Origin of the sequence: Neobacillus sp. NPDC093127 (assembly GCF_044754175.1) — a bacterium.
Classification (GTDB): domain Bacteria; phylum Bacillota; class Bacilli; order Bacillales; family Cytobacillaceae; genus Neobacillus.
The window spans coordinates 164,006-178,419 of record NZ_JBIVOP010000002.1; the positions used below are offsets into that span (position 1 = coordinate 164,006).

16 protein-coding genes are annotated in these 14,414 nt (G+C 45.2%); all 16 read left to right on the top strand.

Annotated features, from left to right (window positions below):
* Positions 1-14 precede the first annotated feature (14 nt).
* Entirely contained in the window at positions 15-380 is a 366-nt protein-coding gene (locus ACIQCO_RS03935) for a phage holin family protein (RefSeq protein WP_400426169.1), read from the top strand.
* Between the two features lie 139 nt (positions 381-519).
* Entirely contained in the window at positions 520-1,455 is a 936-nt protein-coding gene (gene hprK, locus ACIQCO_RS03940; protein ID WP_400426172.1) for an HPr(Ser) kinase/phosphatase, read from the top strand.
* Between the two features lie 20 nt (positions 1,456-1,475).
* Positions 1,476-2,294, top strand: coding sequence for a prolipoprotein diacylglyceryl transferase (gene lgt, locus ACIQCO_RS03945; RefSeq protein WP_400426174.1), 819 nt, complete (start codon positions 1,476-1,478; stop codon positions 2,292-2,294).
* Between the two features lie 91 nt (positions 2,295-2,385).
* A complete protein-coding gene (locus ACIQCO_RS03950) occupies positions 2,386-3,354 on the top strand; it encodes a nucleoside recognition domain-containing protein (protein ID WP_400426176.1) in 969 nt (322 codons plus the stop codon).
* Positions 3,323-3,967: a pyrophosphatase PpaX gene (gene ppaX / locus ACIQCO_RS03955; protein WP_400426178.1), complete on the top strand. Its 645-nt coding sequence runs from the start codon at positions 3,323-3,325 to the stop codon at positions 3,965-3,967. Before ACIQCO_RS03950 ends, ppaX begins: the two co-directional genes overlap by 32 nt.
* A 3-nt stretch (positions 3,968-3,970) precedes the next feature.
* On the top strand, positions 3,971-4,507 hold the full coding sequence (locus ACIQCO_RS03960; protein WP_400426180.1) for an acyltransferase: 537 nt from the start codon (positions 3,971-3,973) through the stop codon (positions 4,505-4,507).
* Positions 4,508-4,863: 356 nt separating this feature from the next.
* The gene (locus tag ACIQCO_RS03965; RefSeq protein ID WP_400426182.1) at positions 4,864-6,036 is read left to right on the top strand and encodes an ATP phosphoribosyltransferase regulatory subunit; all 1,173 of its coding nucleotides are present in this window, start codon (positions 4,864-4,866) and stop codon (positions 6,034-6,036) included.
* Positions 6,029-6,691 (top strand): ATP phosphoribosyltransferase, encoded by a 663-nt coding sequence (hisG, locus tag ACIQCO_RS03970; protein WP_400426184.1) that lies wholly within the window; start codon positions 6,029-6,031, stop codon positions 6,689-6,691. Before ACIQCO_RS03965 ends, hisG begins: the two co-directional genes overlap by 8 nt.
* Positions 6,669-7,940 (top strand): histidinol dehydrogenase, encoded by a 1,272-nt coding sequence (hisD, locus tag ACIQCO_RS03975; RefSeq protein WP_400426186.1) that lies wholly within the window; start codon positions 6,669-6,671, stop codon positions 7,938-7,940. The genes hisG and hisD overlap by 23 nt, the downstream gene beginning before the upstream one ends.
* Positions 7,941-7,967: 27 nt before the next feature.
* Positions 7,968-8,555 carry an imidazoleglycerol-phosphate dehydratase HisB gene (hisB, locus tag ACIQCO_RS03980; RefSeq protein WP_400426188.1) on the top strand — a complete coding sequence of 196 codons (588 nt, stop codon included), beginning with the start codon at positions 7,968-7,970 and terminating at the stop codon, positions 8,553-8,555.
* Between the two features lie 115 nt (positions 8,556-8,670).
* Positions 8,671-9,300: an imidazole glycerol phosphate synthase subunit HisH gene (hisH, locus tag ACIQCO_RS03985; RefSeq protein WP_400426190.1), complete on the top strand. Its 630-nt coding sequence runs from the start codon at positions 8,671-8,673 to the stop codon at positions 9,298-9,300.
* The gene (hisA, locus tag ACIQCO_RS03990; RefSeq protein ID WP_400426192.1) at positions 9,297-10,031 is read left to right on the top strand and encodes a 1-(5-phosphoribosyl)-5-[(5-phosphoribosylamino)methylideneamino]imidazole-4-carboxamide isomerase; all 735 of its coding nucleotides are present in this window, start codon (positions 9,297-9,299) and stop codon (positions 10,029-10,031) included. The genes hisH and hisA overlap by 4 nt, the downstream gene beginning before the upstream one ends.
* A complete protein-coding gene (gene hisF, locus ACIQCO_RS03995) occupies positions 10,022-10,783 on the top strand; it encodes an imidazole glycerol phosphate synthase subunit HisF (RefSeq protein ID WP_400426194.1) in 762 nt (253 codons plus the stop codon). The genes hisA and hisF overlap by 10 nt, the downstream gene beginning before the upstream one ends.
* Positions 10,780-11,385, top strand: coding sequence for a bifunctional phosphoribosyl-AMP cyclohydrolase/phosphoribosyl-ATP diphosphatase HisIE (gene hisIE / locus ACIQCO_RS04000; RefSeq protein ID WP_400426196.1), 606 nt, complete (start codon positions 10,780-10,782; stop codon positions 11,383-11,385). The genes hisF and hisIE overlap by 4 nt, the downstream gene beginning before the upstream one ends.
* Before the next feature lie 283 nt (positions 11,386-11,668).
* Positions 11,669-13,171: a tetratricopeptide repeat protein gene (locus tag ACIQCO_RS04005; protein WP_400426198.1), complete on the top strand. Its 1,503-nt coding sequence runs from the start codon at positions 11,669-11,671 to the stop codon at positions 13,169-13,171.
* A gap of 95 nt (positions 13,172-13,266) precedes the next feature.
* Entirely contained in the window at positions 13,267-14,217 is a 951-nt protein-coding gene (gene trxB, locus ACIQCO_RS04010) for a thioredoxin-disulfide reductase (protein ID WP_400426200.1), read from the top strand.
* Positions 14,218-14,414: the final 197 nt, after the last annotated feature.

Sequence of the window (14,414 nt, forward strand, 5' to 3'; positions counted from 1 at the left end):
GGGGACTAGAGAAAATGAGATGGCTGATTGGATGTTTGATTAATGCGGTTTTGTTTATGGCACTTGCGGGTTATTTTCACGAAAGCTTTTACTTAACAGGGTTTATGGCCGCACTTCAGGCAAGCATTTTATTATCCATCTTAAATGTGCTCGTGCGCCCGCTCCTGATTTTGTTTACCCTGCCAGTAACGATAGTAACGATGGGATTGTTTTTATTTGTCATCAATGCCATCACACTTGAACTGACGGATTGGCTGCTGGGATCGTCCTTCGAGATTCACGGCTTTGGGATGGCCTTGTTTTTTGCGGTGCTGATGTCGCTTGTCAACTTAGTCATTCAGAAAACGATTCTGGAACCTTCTAGGAAATCAAAGCATTAATTAAGTGAGTGCGCACTGCTGCCAAGTGGTGCGCACTTATTTATTTGCTTTTTCGAATAACTTCCATTTGGTTCTTTTTCAAAAAATGCTAAAATAAGAGATAGTGAAAAAAATTAGTCCGTGTTGAGGAGGAAGCTTCTTGCCAAAAGTACGCACCAAAGATATATTGGAAAAATTTCAGCTTGAATTGGTCAGTGGTGAAGAGGGCATCAATCGCCCAATCCCCACGAGTGATATCTCACGGCCGGGAATAGAAATTGCCGGATATTTTGAATTTTATCCAGCTGAGCGAATCCAGCTGTTAGGGAAAACAGAACTATCCTTTTTCGAAGAGCTTCCTGAAAGCGAACGAATTTCAAGAATGGAACGCTTATGCACCGACATTACCCCAGCGATTATTATCACCCGGGATATTGACGTTCCAGTGGAGTTAATTGAAGCATCGGAACGTGAATCGGTCCCTGTCCTTAGGACAAGCATGAAAACGACGCGGTTTTCAAGCCGGTTAACGAATTTTTTAGAAAGTCAGCTTGCGCCAACGACGGCGGTCCACGGTGTATTAGTGGATGTGTATGGAATAGGCGTGCTGATTACTGGAAAAAGCGGCGTCGGAAAAAGCGAAACAGCGCTGGAGCTAGTTAAGCGCGGGCACCGGCTTGTGGCCGATGATTGTGTAGAAATTCGTCAGGAAGATCAAGATACCCTCGTTGGTACGTCACCAGGGTTAATCGAACATTTATTGGAAATCCGCGGTTTGGGTATTATCAATGTCATGACGCTGTTCGGTGCCGGAGCAGTCCGTAGCAATAAGCGCATCACGCTCATCATGGATTTAGAAATTTGGGATTCCAAAAAACAGTACGACCGCCTGGGTTTGGATGAAGAAAAAGTGAAGATTATTGACACCTACGTTACAAAGCTGACAGTTCCCGTTCGGCCAGGACGAAACCTCGCTGTTATTATTGAAGTAGCAGCGATGAATTTCCGTTTAAAACGAATGGGCGTGAATGCGGCGCAGCAATTTACGGAACGACTATCCGATGTGATTGATGAAGGGGAACAGGAAGATATTTAAGGGAAAAAGGAGAAAGAGAGATGAACGAAATAATTGAACCGCTTAACCCGATTGCCTTTAAGCTTGGGCCGATTCCGGTGCATTGGTACGGAATTATTATTGGTTCAGGTTTAGCACTCGCCCTGTTCCTTGCGATTAGAGAAGGTAATCGCCGGGGACTTCCGAAGGACTTATTTGCTGATTTGATGCTTTGGGCAATTCCGATTGCGATTATATCAGCCCGGATTTATTATGTAATTTTTGAATGGAAGTATTATGTCAAACATCCAATTGACATCCCGCAGATTTGGACGGGCGGGATTGCCATTCACGGCGCGTTGATAGGTTCCGTGATTACGGCAGTTGTATTTGCCAAAAAACGAGGAATTTCTTTTTGGAAAATTGCCGACATTGCGGCCCCAAGTATTATTCTTGGCCAGGCGATTGGCCGCTGGGGCAATTTCATGAACCAGGAAGCACATGGCCATGAAGTAAGTCTTAGTTTTCTCCAAAGCCTGCATTTGCCGGATTTTATTATCAACCAAATGAATATCGAAGGGGTGTATTATCACCCAACGTTCTTATATGAATCTCTTTGGGACTTTGCCGGCTTTTTCTTATTAATTGTTCTCCGGCGTGTGAATTTCCGCCGCGGCGAGCTATTTCTTTCTTATGTGATTTGGTATTCCATCGGCCGCTATTTCGTCGAAGGTTTACGGACAGATAGTTTAATGCTTGGCAGCCTGCGGATGGCGCAAACAATTTCGATAGCATTGATTGTTGGAGCGATAGCGATTATCCTATATCGACGTCAAAAGAAAATAGCGGAAGCCCGGTACTTAGATCAAGCGAATGTGTAGGTATATTTTTTGGGGATGGTAGTGTTGCGAATGCAACAAGGCCCGGTACTTTAATCAAGTGAATTTGTAGTGAATGGGGGGGAGTTTGGGAATGCTGCTAAGCTCAATGAAAAAGGGGTTACTGGTTGGCTTCAAGACAACATGGACGTTAGGGAAAGTTATTTTTCCAGTTACCCTGATTGTCGCAGTGCTGCAGTATACGCCAGTTCTGCCATGGGTAATGAATGCGATTTCCCCGCTCATGAAGCTGTTGGGATTATCAGGGGATGCCGCGATTCCGCTCGTGCTCGGGAATTTCCTGAACCTGTATGCGGGCATCGGCGCCATCTTGACGTTCGATTTTTCGGTAAAAGAAGTATTTATTCTAGCCGTAATGCTTTCGTTTTCACATAATTTATTCATAGAATCCAGCGTTGCCATGAAAGCAGGCGTCAAGCTGTGGGTCGTCCTGGTGACAAGGCCCGGGCTTGCCCTTCTGTCTGCCGCCGTGATTAATCTTGTTTGGCATGGGGGCGGAGAGACCGCAAAGTATGGGCTAATTCAGCCGAGTACGGAACAGGCCGACGGCATCGCTGCCATTTTACTAGAAGCGGTTCAAAAAGCAGGGCTCGGCATTTTTCAGTTAGCGATGATTGTCATCCCGCTTATGGTGGTCATCCAAATTTTAAAAGACTTACAATGGTTATCTAAGTTTTCAAAAATGATGTCGCCCGTCACGAAAACGCTTGGCATGAAGGAGAATACCTCGACGACGATGGCTGCCGGTTTATTATTCGGCTTAGCATATGGTGCAGGTGTCATGATTCAAGCCGTAAAAGAAGATGGTGTCAGTAAAAAGGATATCACGCTGGCGTTTATTTTTCTAATGGCCTGCCATGCGGTGGTCGAGGATACGTTAATCTTCTTGCCGCTCGGAATCCCAGTTTGGCCGCTGTTTTTAATCCGGCTTGGTGTCGCGATTGTGCTAACCCTAGTGGTCGGAATGATTTGGAAGCGCTCAGGTCTAGTGAAAAGAAAGGATGCAGCATATGAACAACAAAATTACGACAATTCTCTTTGATTTAGATGGAACGTTAATTGATACGAATGAATTAATTATTTCAACCTATTTGCATACGCTCGAAAAATATTATCCAAGCAAGTACAAGCGCGAGGATGTTTTGCCGTTTATGGGTCCAACCCTCCACGAAGCATTTAGTACCGTAGATCCTGACCGTGTCGAGGAAATGGTTCTGGAGTACCGTACATTTAACCTCGCAAATCACGATGCCTTAGTGAAAGAATTTGAGGGTGCAGTGGAAACAGTTCAAACTTTATTCGAAAAAGGGTACAAACTCGGAATTGTCACGACGAAACGTCATGACACGGCCTTGAAAGGGCTCCGCCTCATGAATCTTGATCGCTATTTTGAAGTGGTTGTCGCGCTAGATCATGTGACAAAGGTAAAGCCTGATCCGGAACCGCTTTTCAATGCGCTTGAGCAGTTAAAGTCCACACCAGAGGAGTCACTGATGGTCGGCGATAATTACCATGATATTTTAGCAGGAAAAAATGCCGGCACATTGACGGCAGGTGTCGCATGGTCGATTAAAGGCAGAGAATATATCGCCAAATATGAACCAGATTACATCCTAGAACACATGACGGATTTATTAAAAATCCTCGGAGAGTGAGTTATGAGGAATACGACCCGCTACCCCGTTGAAGGCGCGAATTCCTTATGGCACGTTTATAAGACCGTGCCTTTTTGGAAGGTTGTCAGAAATTTTATTGTCATTCAGCTTGCCCGCTACACGCCCTTTTTAGGGATGAAGAATTGGCTTTACCGTGTGTTTCTGGGAGTTAAGGTCGGCGAGCAAACCTCCTTTGCGCTGATGGTGATGCTCGATGTGATGTTCCCAGAGAAAATCAGCGTCGGCCGCAACACAGTTATCGGCTATAACACGACCATCCTGGCGCATGAGTATTTGATAAAAGAATACCGGTTGGGGCCGGTTTCGATTGGCAGCGAAGTCATGATCGGCGCCAATTCAACGATTCTACCCGGTGTGACCATTGGTGATGGGGCCATCGTCTCAGCCGGAACCCTCGTCCACAAAGATGTCCCCGCGGGGGCATTCGTCGGCGGTAACCCAATGCGGGTGATTTACACAAAGGAAGAACTAGCCGCGCGCTGGGCCGATGATGTGATTTATGGTGGTAAAAATAAATAAGTAAGTATGAAGCCTGGTTCACGATAGTGAATCGGGCTTTTTTAATGAGCTATTTGAAGCTTTATTCACTGTGTAAGGTATTTGGCGAAATAACCGTCCGGTTTGGCGAGATTCCTGCCTCGATTGGCGAAATAAAAGTAAAACTTGGCGAGATAACTCAATAGTTTGGCGAAATAACGGACAAACTTGGCGAAATAACCCCCATTACCTGCATAAATGCTCCTCAACTACTACTCTCACGCCACCCAAAAAGATTTTTCCATTGACGAAAACATATCTAGAGAGTAAACTACTAATTATTAACTTTAATCCACTACCAATTTAGCAGACTAAAGCATATGAAAAGGGTGAACCAAATGAGTCGCTTGTTTATGTTTGAAAAGCCTTTGGGAATGCGCGATACGCTGCCGGAGTTATATGAAAAAAAGCACCAGATTCGGTCAGTAATAGCGGAAACAATGAAACTCTGGGGCTATCAATTTATCGAAACACCAACACTTGAATACTACGAAACTGTCGGAGCGGCATCTGCGATTGCTGACCAACAGCTGTTTAAATTGCTTGACAAAGAGGGTAATACTCTTGTACTCAGACCTGATATGACAGCGCCAATCGCTCGTGTAGCGGCATCCAAACTATTAAGCGAGGATCTTCCTGTAAGATTGGCATACTCCGCCAATGTTTTCCGTGCTCAGCAGCGCGAGGGTGGCCGGCCTGCCGAGTTCGAGCAAATTGGGGTTGAATGTTTGAACGAAGATACCGTCTCCTGCGATGGCGAGACGATTGCCTTATTGATTTCTTCCTTAAAAAAAGTCGGTCTGCCGCAATTCCAAGTCTCGATTGGCCATGTAGGATTTGCCCAGGAATTGTTTATGCAAATCCTCGGAACGAACGGACGGGCGACAGCCTTACGGAAATTTTTATATGAAAAAAATTATGTCGGCTACCGCGAACATGTAAACTCCTTGCAACTATCATCCATTGATAAGCAAAGGCTTCTCCAGCTCCTTCAACTAAGGGGTGGTGAAGAAGTCATCGGCAAAGCTCTCGACATTATTGAAAACGGCAAAGGCAAGCAAGCCATCATCGAGCTGCAAGAGCTGTGGGATGTCATCAAGGATTATGGTATCGAAGAAATGGTTAAATTCGACCTTTCGATTGTCAGCCATATGAGCTATTATTCAGGCATTTTATTTGAAGCATACGCCGGGAATGTCGGCTTCCCCATCGGAAATGGCGGCCGCTATAGTTTAATTGAGAAATTTGGAAAAAAAGCAACGGCGACCGGGTTTGCGGTACGACTTGATATGCTTCTCGAAGCGATGGGAGGCGTCCAGCTCGAAAATCGTGCTCACTGCATTTTGTTCAGCGGAGAGCGGCGAAGGGTTGCCTTTCAACTGGCTGAAAAGATGCACAATCAAGGCAAAACGACGATACTTCAAGACATTACCGGTGTAAAAAATCTTGATGCTTTTACAAAAAGGTTTGCCGAAACGAGCTTTTTAATCGGAGGAAACAGCGATGAATAGCATCTTAACAATTGCGATGCCAAAGGGAAGAATTTTTGAAGAAGCTGTTGAATTATTAAGAAGAGCGGGTTACAAGCTGCCGTCGGATTTTGATGATTCACGAAAGTTGATAATCGAAACGGCTGCGGAAGGGCTGCGATTTATTTTAGCAAAACCGATGGATGTGGCTACATATGTCGAGCATGGCGTTGCTGATGTCGGAATTGCCGGAAAGGACGTTCTTCTTGAGGAGGAACGCGATGTCTATGAACTTCTTGATCTCAAAATCAGCCCCTGCTATCTAGCAGTTGCCGGGCTTCCGAATACACAGATGAATGAGGTTGCCCCAAGAGTCGCCACTAAATATCCGAATGTGGCGGAAGCCTATTTTCGTGCGCAAGGGGAACAGGTCGAAATAATCCAATTAAACGGTTCAATCGAACTTGCCCCATTAATTGGATTATCCGACCGGATTGTTGATATCGTCTCATCTGGCCGGACATTAAAGGAAAACGGGCTGGTCGAATATGAACGAATTGTTGACGTAACATCGAGGCTGATTGTCAATCCAGTCAGCTACCGGATGAAAGATGCCCGGATTGACGAACTGGTAACAAGGCTGCATGAAGTGGTTGCCGAAGGGGGTTCTGAAGATGAAAATAGTAAAAATATCTGACGAGGTAACGATCAAACGCTCCATTGATACGGGCACTACCGAGCAGCAAGCGATTGTTAAAACAATAATCTCTGATGTACGAACACAGGGTGATGAGGCGTTACACGTGTATACGGAGAGATTCGACAGGGTCAACCTAACTACTTTTTCCGTAACTACCAAAGAAATTGAGGAAGCTTACCAAAAAGTCGATCAGCATTTTATTTCCATCATTCAGGAAGCGGCAGCAAATATTCGCAGCTTCCATGAAAAGCAGCTCCGGCCTTCATGGATGACAACCGAAGAAAATGGAACCATTCTAGGGCAAAAAATAACTCCGCTTGATTCGGTAGGAGTGTATGTGCCAGGAGGGACGGCGGCCTATCCATCTTCGGTGCTGATGAATGTGATTCCAGCGAAAGTGGCCGGTGTCAAACGCATTGTGATGGTGTCACCGCCAAATGAAAATGGCGTTGTACCTGCCGCAGTCCTTGTCGCTGCTAAGGAAGCCGGGGTTGAAGAAATCTATAAAGTTGGCGGTGCACAGGCGATTGCCGCGCTTGCTTACGGTACCGAGTCGATTGCTTCAGTTGATAAAATTACTGGCCCGGGAAATATCTTTGTGGCGCTGGCGAAACGTGAGGTATTTGGCGATGTCGATATCGATATGATTGCCGGTCCTAGTGAGATTGCGATTTTAGCAGATGAAACGGCAAGGGCAGATGAGGTTGCTGCTGATCTATTATCCCAGGCAGAACACGACCCTCGGGCCTGCAGTGTTCTAGTTACTCCTTCAATGGGGTTGGCTGAAGAGGTAGCAGCGGAAGTCGAAAAGCAGCTTACCATGCTGCCGCGTCAGGAAATTGCCGCCCGTTCGATTGCCGATTACGGGGCAATCTATGTAACAGCAGACATCGATGAAGCGGTTAATACGATTAATCAGTTAGCGCCAGAACATCTCGAAGTAATCACGGAAAATGCGCTGGATCTTCTTGGAAAAATTCATCACGCTGGGGCAATCTTTATCGGCCGATACAGCTCAGAACCCGTCGGTGATTATTTTGCGGGGCCGAACCATGTGCTTCCGACTAACGGCACCGCCCGTTTTTCCAGCCCGCTTAATGTCGACGATTTTCAGAAGAAATCAAGCGTGATCATTTACAGTGAAAGGGCGTTAAAGGAGAATGGCGCTAAAATCGCCGCCTTTGCCCGAATGGAAGGGCTTGAGGCACACGCTAGGGCAGTGGAAATAAGACTTAAAAACGATTAATAGTATTTCATTTCAAGGAGGTTCCTTATGGAAAGGATCGCAAGTATTGAACGGCAAACAAATGAAACGAAAATTCAGCTATCGTTAGCAATTGACGGGGAGGGCCATTCCAATCTTGAAACAGGCGTTCCTTTCCTTAGCCATATGCTTGATTTGTTCGCGAAACATGGACAGTTCGACCTGACAGTCGATGCCGAAGGTGATACTGAGATTGATGATCACCATACAACAGAGGATATTGGCATATGCTTAGGGCAGGCATTACAAAAAGCACTCGGTGACAAGCGTGGCATTAAGCGTTACGGGAATGCGTTTGTACCGATGGATGAGGCCTTGGCCCAGGTAGTCGTCGACCTCAGCAATCGTCCGCATCTCGAAATGCGTGCCGAGTTTCCTGGGCAGAAGGTAGGAACCTTTGATACCGAACTCGTCCACGAATTTCTCTGGAAGCTGGCACTCGAGGCCCGAATGAATCTTCATGTGATTGTCCACTACGGAAAAAATACACACCATATAATTGAGGCAATCTTTAAAGCACTTGGTCGGGCTCTTGACGAAGCAACCACAATTGACCCTCGTATCAAAGGCGTCCCATCTACAAAAGGGATGTTATAAATTCACGGTGTAGGCACCAATAGGGGAAATCATCTAGGTGGTGACTGGCACCAATAGGGAAAATCATCCAAACGGTGTCAGGCACCACCAAACAATCAAAAAAGGTGGCATTAACATGATCGGTATTGTTGATTACGGCATGGGAAATCTTTTCAGCGTAAGCAAGGCATTGGAACGACTCTCTGCCAACTATTTTATTTCCGCTGATAAGAGTGAATTGCTTCAGGCAGATGCGTTGATTATCCCCGGAGTAGGCTCATTCCGAGATGCGATGGAACGGCTCCCCGCAGATACCATAAAGGAATTTGCGGCATCAGGTAAACCGCTGCTCGGTATCTGCCTCGGCATGCAGCTGCTCTTTGAAAATAGTGAAGAAAACGGCCTGACGGAAGGGTTGGGGCTATTACAGGGAGGTGTCCGCCGTTTCCCAGGAAAATCCCGCAATGGCAAGCCCTATAAAGTTCCACATATGGGCTGGAACCGATTAGAATTTGTTAAAGAATCCCCCCTCTTGAAAAATCTCACTGAGGATTATGTCTATTTCGTGCATTCTTATTATGTTAATGCAGAAAACTCGGATGTCCTCCTTGCCAAAACAGTCTACAATGAACAGGTTTCAGCAGTAGTTGGCAGGGATAATATTCTAGGGATGCAATTTCATCCTGAAAAAAGCAGCAGGCTCGGGATGGCCCTGCTAGGTAATTTTTTAAAAATGGTGGAGGAAAGGAAGGCGGTTCGACGATGAGCATGACGATTTATCCGGCCATTGATATGCGAGGCGGCAACTGTGTCCGCCTCCTTCAAGGGGATTATGATCAGGAGACGATATACGGGGATTCACCTTTCGATATGGCCCAAAGCTTTGCCGCTGAAGGGGCAGAGTGGATTCACATGGTCGACCTTGACGGCGCAAAAGATGGCAAGCGTGTCAATGACCGCTTTGTGATTGAGGCCGCCCAAACGCTGAACGGTGTGAAAATTCAAATTGGCGGCGGCATTCGCTCTGAGGAAGATATCCTTCACTACCTTGAAAAGGGTGTTGATCGAGTGATTATCGGGAGTATAGCTGTTTCAAAGCCAGAGTTCGCAATTGAAATGATTAAAAAATATCGTGGGCAAATTGCTGTCGGAATTGATGCAAAAAATGGCTATGTCGCCACACATGGCTGGCTGGAAACATCAGAACTAAAGGCCATCGAACTTGGTAAACGCTTTGCCGATGCGGGAGCTGAACACTTTATTTTTACCGATATTGCGACAGATGGGACGCTCTTAGGTCCGAATATTCCTGCTGTTTGTGAAATGGCTAAAGTCACCGGAAAAAATGTTATTGCTTCAGGCGGGGTCAGCAGTCTCGTAGATTTGCAGGCTTTAGCTGAAGTAAAAATTGTAAACGGAGCGATTGTCGGAAAAGCACTTTATGAGAATCGGTTTACATTGAAAGCAGCATTAGAAGAGGTGAAATCATGGTCTTGACAAAACGAATTATTCCCTGCCTCGATGTCAAGGAGGGAAGAGTAGTTAAAGGGATTCAATTTGTGCAGCTACGTGATGCTGGTGACCCTGTTGAACTTGCGCGCTTTTACGATGAGCAAGGTGCAGATGAGTTAGTTTTCCTCGATATTTCGGCTTCAGTTGAAGGCCGGAAGACAATGGTCGAGGTCGTTAAGGCTGTTGCCTCCGAACTGGCAATTCCGTTTACGGTTGGAGGAGGGATCAATTCCCTTGAGGATATGAAAAAACTCCTCCGCGCCGGGGCTGATAAAGTGTCACTTAACACAGCTGCTGTATTGAACCCCGCTTTAATTAGCGAGGGTGCCCGTTATTTCGGGTCCCAATGTATCGTAGTTGCGATTGATGCAAAATTCGACGCAGGGCTCGGAACATGGCGTGTTTTCACACATGGAGGTCGAAAACCTACTGATAAAAAAGTAGTGGAATGGGCGGTGGAAGCTGCCAAGCTTGGTGCGGGAGAAATTTTATTAACCAGCATGGATAGTGACGGCGAGAAAAATGGCTTTGATCTTGCCTTGACGAAAGCAGTTAGTGAGGCAGTTCCCATTCCAGTTATTGCTTCAGGCGGGGCAGGGAATGCGGCACATTTTGAAGAAGCATTTTTGGAAGGCAAAGCGGACGCTGCCCTTGCAGCCTCGATTTTTCATTATAAGGAAACCTCGGTTCGTGAGGTAAAAAGCTATTTGTGCGAAAAAGGAGTGACGGTCCGATGAATGTTAAATTTGATGAAAAAGGGCTTATCCCGGGAATCATTCAGGATGCCGGTACGAAAGAAGTGTTAACGCTCGCTTATATGAACGAGGAATCGCTGGCGAAGACAATTGAAACAGGAGAAACATGGTTTTTCAGCCGCTCGCGTCAGGAGCTGTGGCATAAGGGTGCGACGAGCGGGAACACGCAGACAGTTGTCAGCATCAACTACGATTGCGATCAGGATGCGATACTCGTAATGGTTACTCCCAAAGGCCCCGCCTGCCACACTGGTTCGGTTAGTTGTTTTTCAGAGCGGTCAACGGGCCTAGGGGATTATCAGATCTTACAATCGCTTGAAAAAGTAATCTTGGAACGTGAACGGGAGCGTCCAGAGGGTGCCTACACCACCTATCTTTTTGAAAAAGGTGTCGATAAGATTTTGAAAAAAGTCGGCGAAGAAGCCGCTGAGGTGATTATTGCAGCCAAGAATCGCGACCACGAGGAGCTTAGGTGGGAGGCCGCCGATTTGCTTTATCACCTCCAGGTATTGTTGGTGGAACAAGGCCTTCCATTCAAAGAGGTTTTGCGAACACTAGAGGAAAGACACAAAGGCCGTTCATAATCGCGGTCTTTCTTTTTTCGGATTTTCCATATAATGTCTAAACAGCCAAAACTCCTTGAAAAACAGCCAAAACCCCTAAAAAAGTAGCCAAAACCCCTGGAAAAATAGCCAAAACCCCTAAAAAAACAGCCAAACCCAAAAAAACTACCTGAAACCTACAATATAACTATCTGAAACCTACAAAAAACTACCCAAGACCCACAAGAACTCCTCAAATCCCTTCTCGAACAACCGCAAAATATGGTATACTACATAAGTTATATTGAAAAATGTGGAGGACTTCATGGGAAAAGACGCAAAAGCAAGAATTCAAAAGGGAAAATTACTTTCATTTATTCCTACGGGCGAATATTATTTCACGAAGGGTTTAAAGGCATACCATCGACGTGATTTTATCAAAGCAAAAAAATATCTTGGACGGGCGATGCAGCTCGAGCCTGGTGAACCGATGATTACATGCCAGCTGGCCATTGTGTCAACAGAACTTGGCGAGTTTGAAAATTCCAACCGGCTCTTGCATCAAATCCTTGAAGAACTAGACTCTGAAATGATTGAGTGCCATTACTTTTTAGCGAATAATTATGCCCATATAGGATTTTTTAAAGATGCTTATCACCATGCAAAGCTCTATTTACAATTAGAACCGGATGGTGATTTTTCAGAAGATACAGAGGAACTAATTGAACTGCTTACATTTGAATCAGAGGATCTTGAGGATGAGCTGTTTCTGGAGCAGGATGATTTGATTTTCAAACAGGAACAGGCTCGTGAGCTTCTAGAGTCAGGCTATTTTCCAAAGGCTATTGAGCTGTTAAAAGATGTCGTCAAGGAATATCCGGAATACTGGTCGGCTTACAATAACTTAGCGCTAGCCTATTTTTATTTAGGCAAAACGGAAAAAGCGGAATCTATCTTACAGGATGTGCTCGAGCGCAATCCTGGGAATCTGCATGCCCTCTGTAATAAACTTGTATTTGCCCATTATCAGGGGCAAACAAAGCATGTCACAACCATGCTGCAATCATTGAAAAAAATTCAGCCGCTCCTTAGTGAGCATCAATTTAAGCTTGGTACCAGTTTTGCGTTGGTCGGGGAGTATGAGCCTGCCTATTTATGGTTGAAAAAGTTATATAAAAATGGCTTTGATGGCGATGGTCCGTATTATTACTGGCTTTCCTATTCAGCCTATTTCACCGGCCATGAAAATTTCGCAAAAAACATCTGGAAGAAGATGCTTGCGATTAATCCTGATAAAGAAGGCATGGAACCATGGAATACCGAAAAGTCGCCAGCAAAAGTAAACGGATTAGAAGACCAATCAGGCTCTATTTTTCAAAAGCTTGAAAGTGACTATGTCGAAGAGCGCTTATTTGCCCTATTCCTAACCACTATTTCAAGCAAAAAAGAGGAAATCATTACCTCGAAGCGGCTATTTCAAAATCAAAAATTCACCGGACTTGAAAAAGAATATATTTCGTTAATCAGATCGGGAAAACCATCTGTGACCTCTGATGCACAGGAAATTGCCGAGCTTTTTTATGAAAATCATCAGCCAATTGGCACAATTGAATCTGGTTTGTACTTAATGTGGTTCTCGCTGTACGTCGAAGTTTCCAAGGCTAACATTTCCTTGAAAAATAAACGGGCCTGGGCGGGAGCGGTAGAATATATGTGGCACAAACTGCGCAGTGAAAAGGTATCCCAGCAGGAGGTTGCCGAACGCTACGGGCTATCAACCGCCACGATTGGCAAATATGTAAAAATCGTGAATGAGTATTTAAATTAAGCAGATAAATGGACTATAATTGAATTGTTTAATACGATTAAGTAGGGAAGAATATACTTAATCGTATTTTTTTATACAAGAGGAGTGAACCAACCATGACTGAAGAAAAAATTTATGATGTCATTATTGCCGGGGCTGGTCCTGCGGGGATGACGGCTGCTGTATATACATCACGCGCGAACCTTTCTACATTGATGATTGAGCGCGGCATGCCTGGCGGGCAAATGGCCAATACAGAGGATGTTGAGAACTATCCGGGCTTTGAGAGTATTTTAGGTCCTGATTTATCAACGAAGATGTTTGAACATGCCAAGAAATTTGGCGCTGAATATGCCTACGGCGATATTAAGGAAATCGTTGACCATGGCGACTACAAACTCATTACTGCTGGGTCTAAACAATATAAAGCGCGCGCTGTCATCATTTCAACCGGTGCTGAGTATAAGAAAATTGGCGTTCCTGGTGAAAAAGAACTTGGCGGCCGCGGCGTTTCTTATTGCGCCGTTTGTGATGGTGCTTTCTTTAAAAATAAAGAACTTTACGTCATTGGGGGCGGGGACTCAGCTGTTGAGGAAGGTGTTTACTTAACCCGTTTCGCATCCAAAGTCACCATCGTTCACCGCCGCGATCAGCTGCGCGCGCAAAAGATCCTCCAAGACCGTGCCTTTGCTAACGAAAAGGTTGATTTTATTTGGAATCACACGCTTAAGTCGATTAATGATAAAAATGGCAAAGTAGGCAGCGTGACCTTGGTGTCGACACAAACTGGTGAAGAGCAGGAACTGCCAGCAGATGGTGTATTTGTTTATATCGGAATGCTGCCGCTATCGCAACCATTTGTCAGTCTTGGCATTACGAATGAAAATGGTTATATTGAAACAAATGAACAAATGGAAACAAAGGTGCCGGGTATTTTCGCTGCCGGAGATATTCGTGAAAAGACGCTCCGCCAGATTGTCACGGCCACTGGAGATGGCAGTATTGCTGCCCAAAGTGCACAGCAATTTGTCGAAGAACTTCAAGAAGAGATGAAATTAAAGAAATAACCGGGTAGGGAAAAGGTATAATTGTAAATTTACACTTTACGAAAAAGTAACTCTGTTTTAATTTTCCTGTAACAGTAGTGAAATATAGATAGGGTATGATTATATAAATTGACCCCCTTTAAAATAAATACCTTTTGAGCGCACAAGCCCAGCAGCTTGTGCCATTTTTTTGCGTGGAAAAGGGGGGGAGCGCCTAA

Excerpts from the sequence above, each read along its gene's own strand:
- hisA (WP_400426192.1), top strand. The coding sequence starts at position 9,297 with ATGAGCATGACGATTTATCCGGCCATTGATATGCGAGGCGGCAACTGT.
- ppaX (WP_400426178.1), top strand. The coding sequence starts at position 3,323 with ATGAACAACAAAATTACGACAATTCTCTTTGATTTAGATGGAACGTTA.
- hisIE (WP_400426196.1), top strand. The coding sequence starts at position 10,780 with ATGAATGTTAAATTTGATGAAAAAGGGCTTATCCCGGGAATCATTCAG.
- ACIQCO_RS04005 (WP_400426198.1), top strand. The coding sequence starts at position 11,669 with ATGGGAAAAGACGCAAAAGCAAGAATTCAAAAGGGAAAATTACTTTCA.
- hisD (WP_400426186.1), top strand. The coding sequence starts at position 6,669 with ATGAAAATAGTAAAAATATCTGACGAGGTAACGATCAAACGCTCCATT.
- ACIQCO_RS03965 (WP_400426182.1), top strand. The coding sequence starts at position 4,864 with ATGAGTCGCTTGTTTATGTTTGAAAAGCCTTTGGGAATGCGCGATACG.
- ACIQCO_RS03960 (WP_400426180.1), top strand. The coding sequence starts at position 3,971 with ATGAGGAATACGACCCGCTACCCCGTTGAAGGCGCGAATTCCTTATGG.
- lgt (WP_400426174.1), top strand. The coding sequence starts at position 1,476 with ATGAACGAAATAATTGAACCGCTTAACCCGATTGCCTTTAAGCTTGGG.
- hisH (WP_400426190.1), top strand. The coding sequence starts at position 8,671 with ATGATCGGTATTGTTGATTACGGCATGGGAAATCTTTTCAGCGTAAGC.
- ACIQCO_RS03935 (WP_400426169.1), top strand. The coding sequence starts at position 15 with ATGAGATGGCTGATTGGATGTTTGATTAATGCGGTTTTGTTTATGGCA.
- hisG (WP_400426184.1), top strand. The coding sequence starts at position 6,029 with ATGAATAGCATCTTAACAATTGCGATGCCAAAGGGAAGAATTTTTGAA.
- ACIQCO_RS03950 (WP_400426176.1), top strand. The coding sequence starts at position 2,386 with ATGCTGCTAAGCTCAATGAAAAAGGGGTTACTGGTTGGCTTCAAGACA.
- hisB (WP_400426188.1), top strand. The coding sequence starts at position 7,968 with ATGGAAAGGATCGCAAGTATTGAACGGCAAACAAATGAAACGAAAATT.
- hisF (WP_400426194.1), top strand. The coding sequence starts at position 10,022 with ATGGTCTTGACAAAACGAATTATTCCCTGCCTCGATGTCAAGGAGGGA.
- trxB (WP_400426200.1), top strand. The coding sequence starts at position 13,267 with ATGACTGAAGAAAAAATTTATGATGTCATTATTGCCGGGGCTGGTCCT.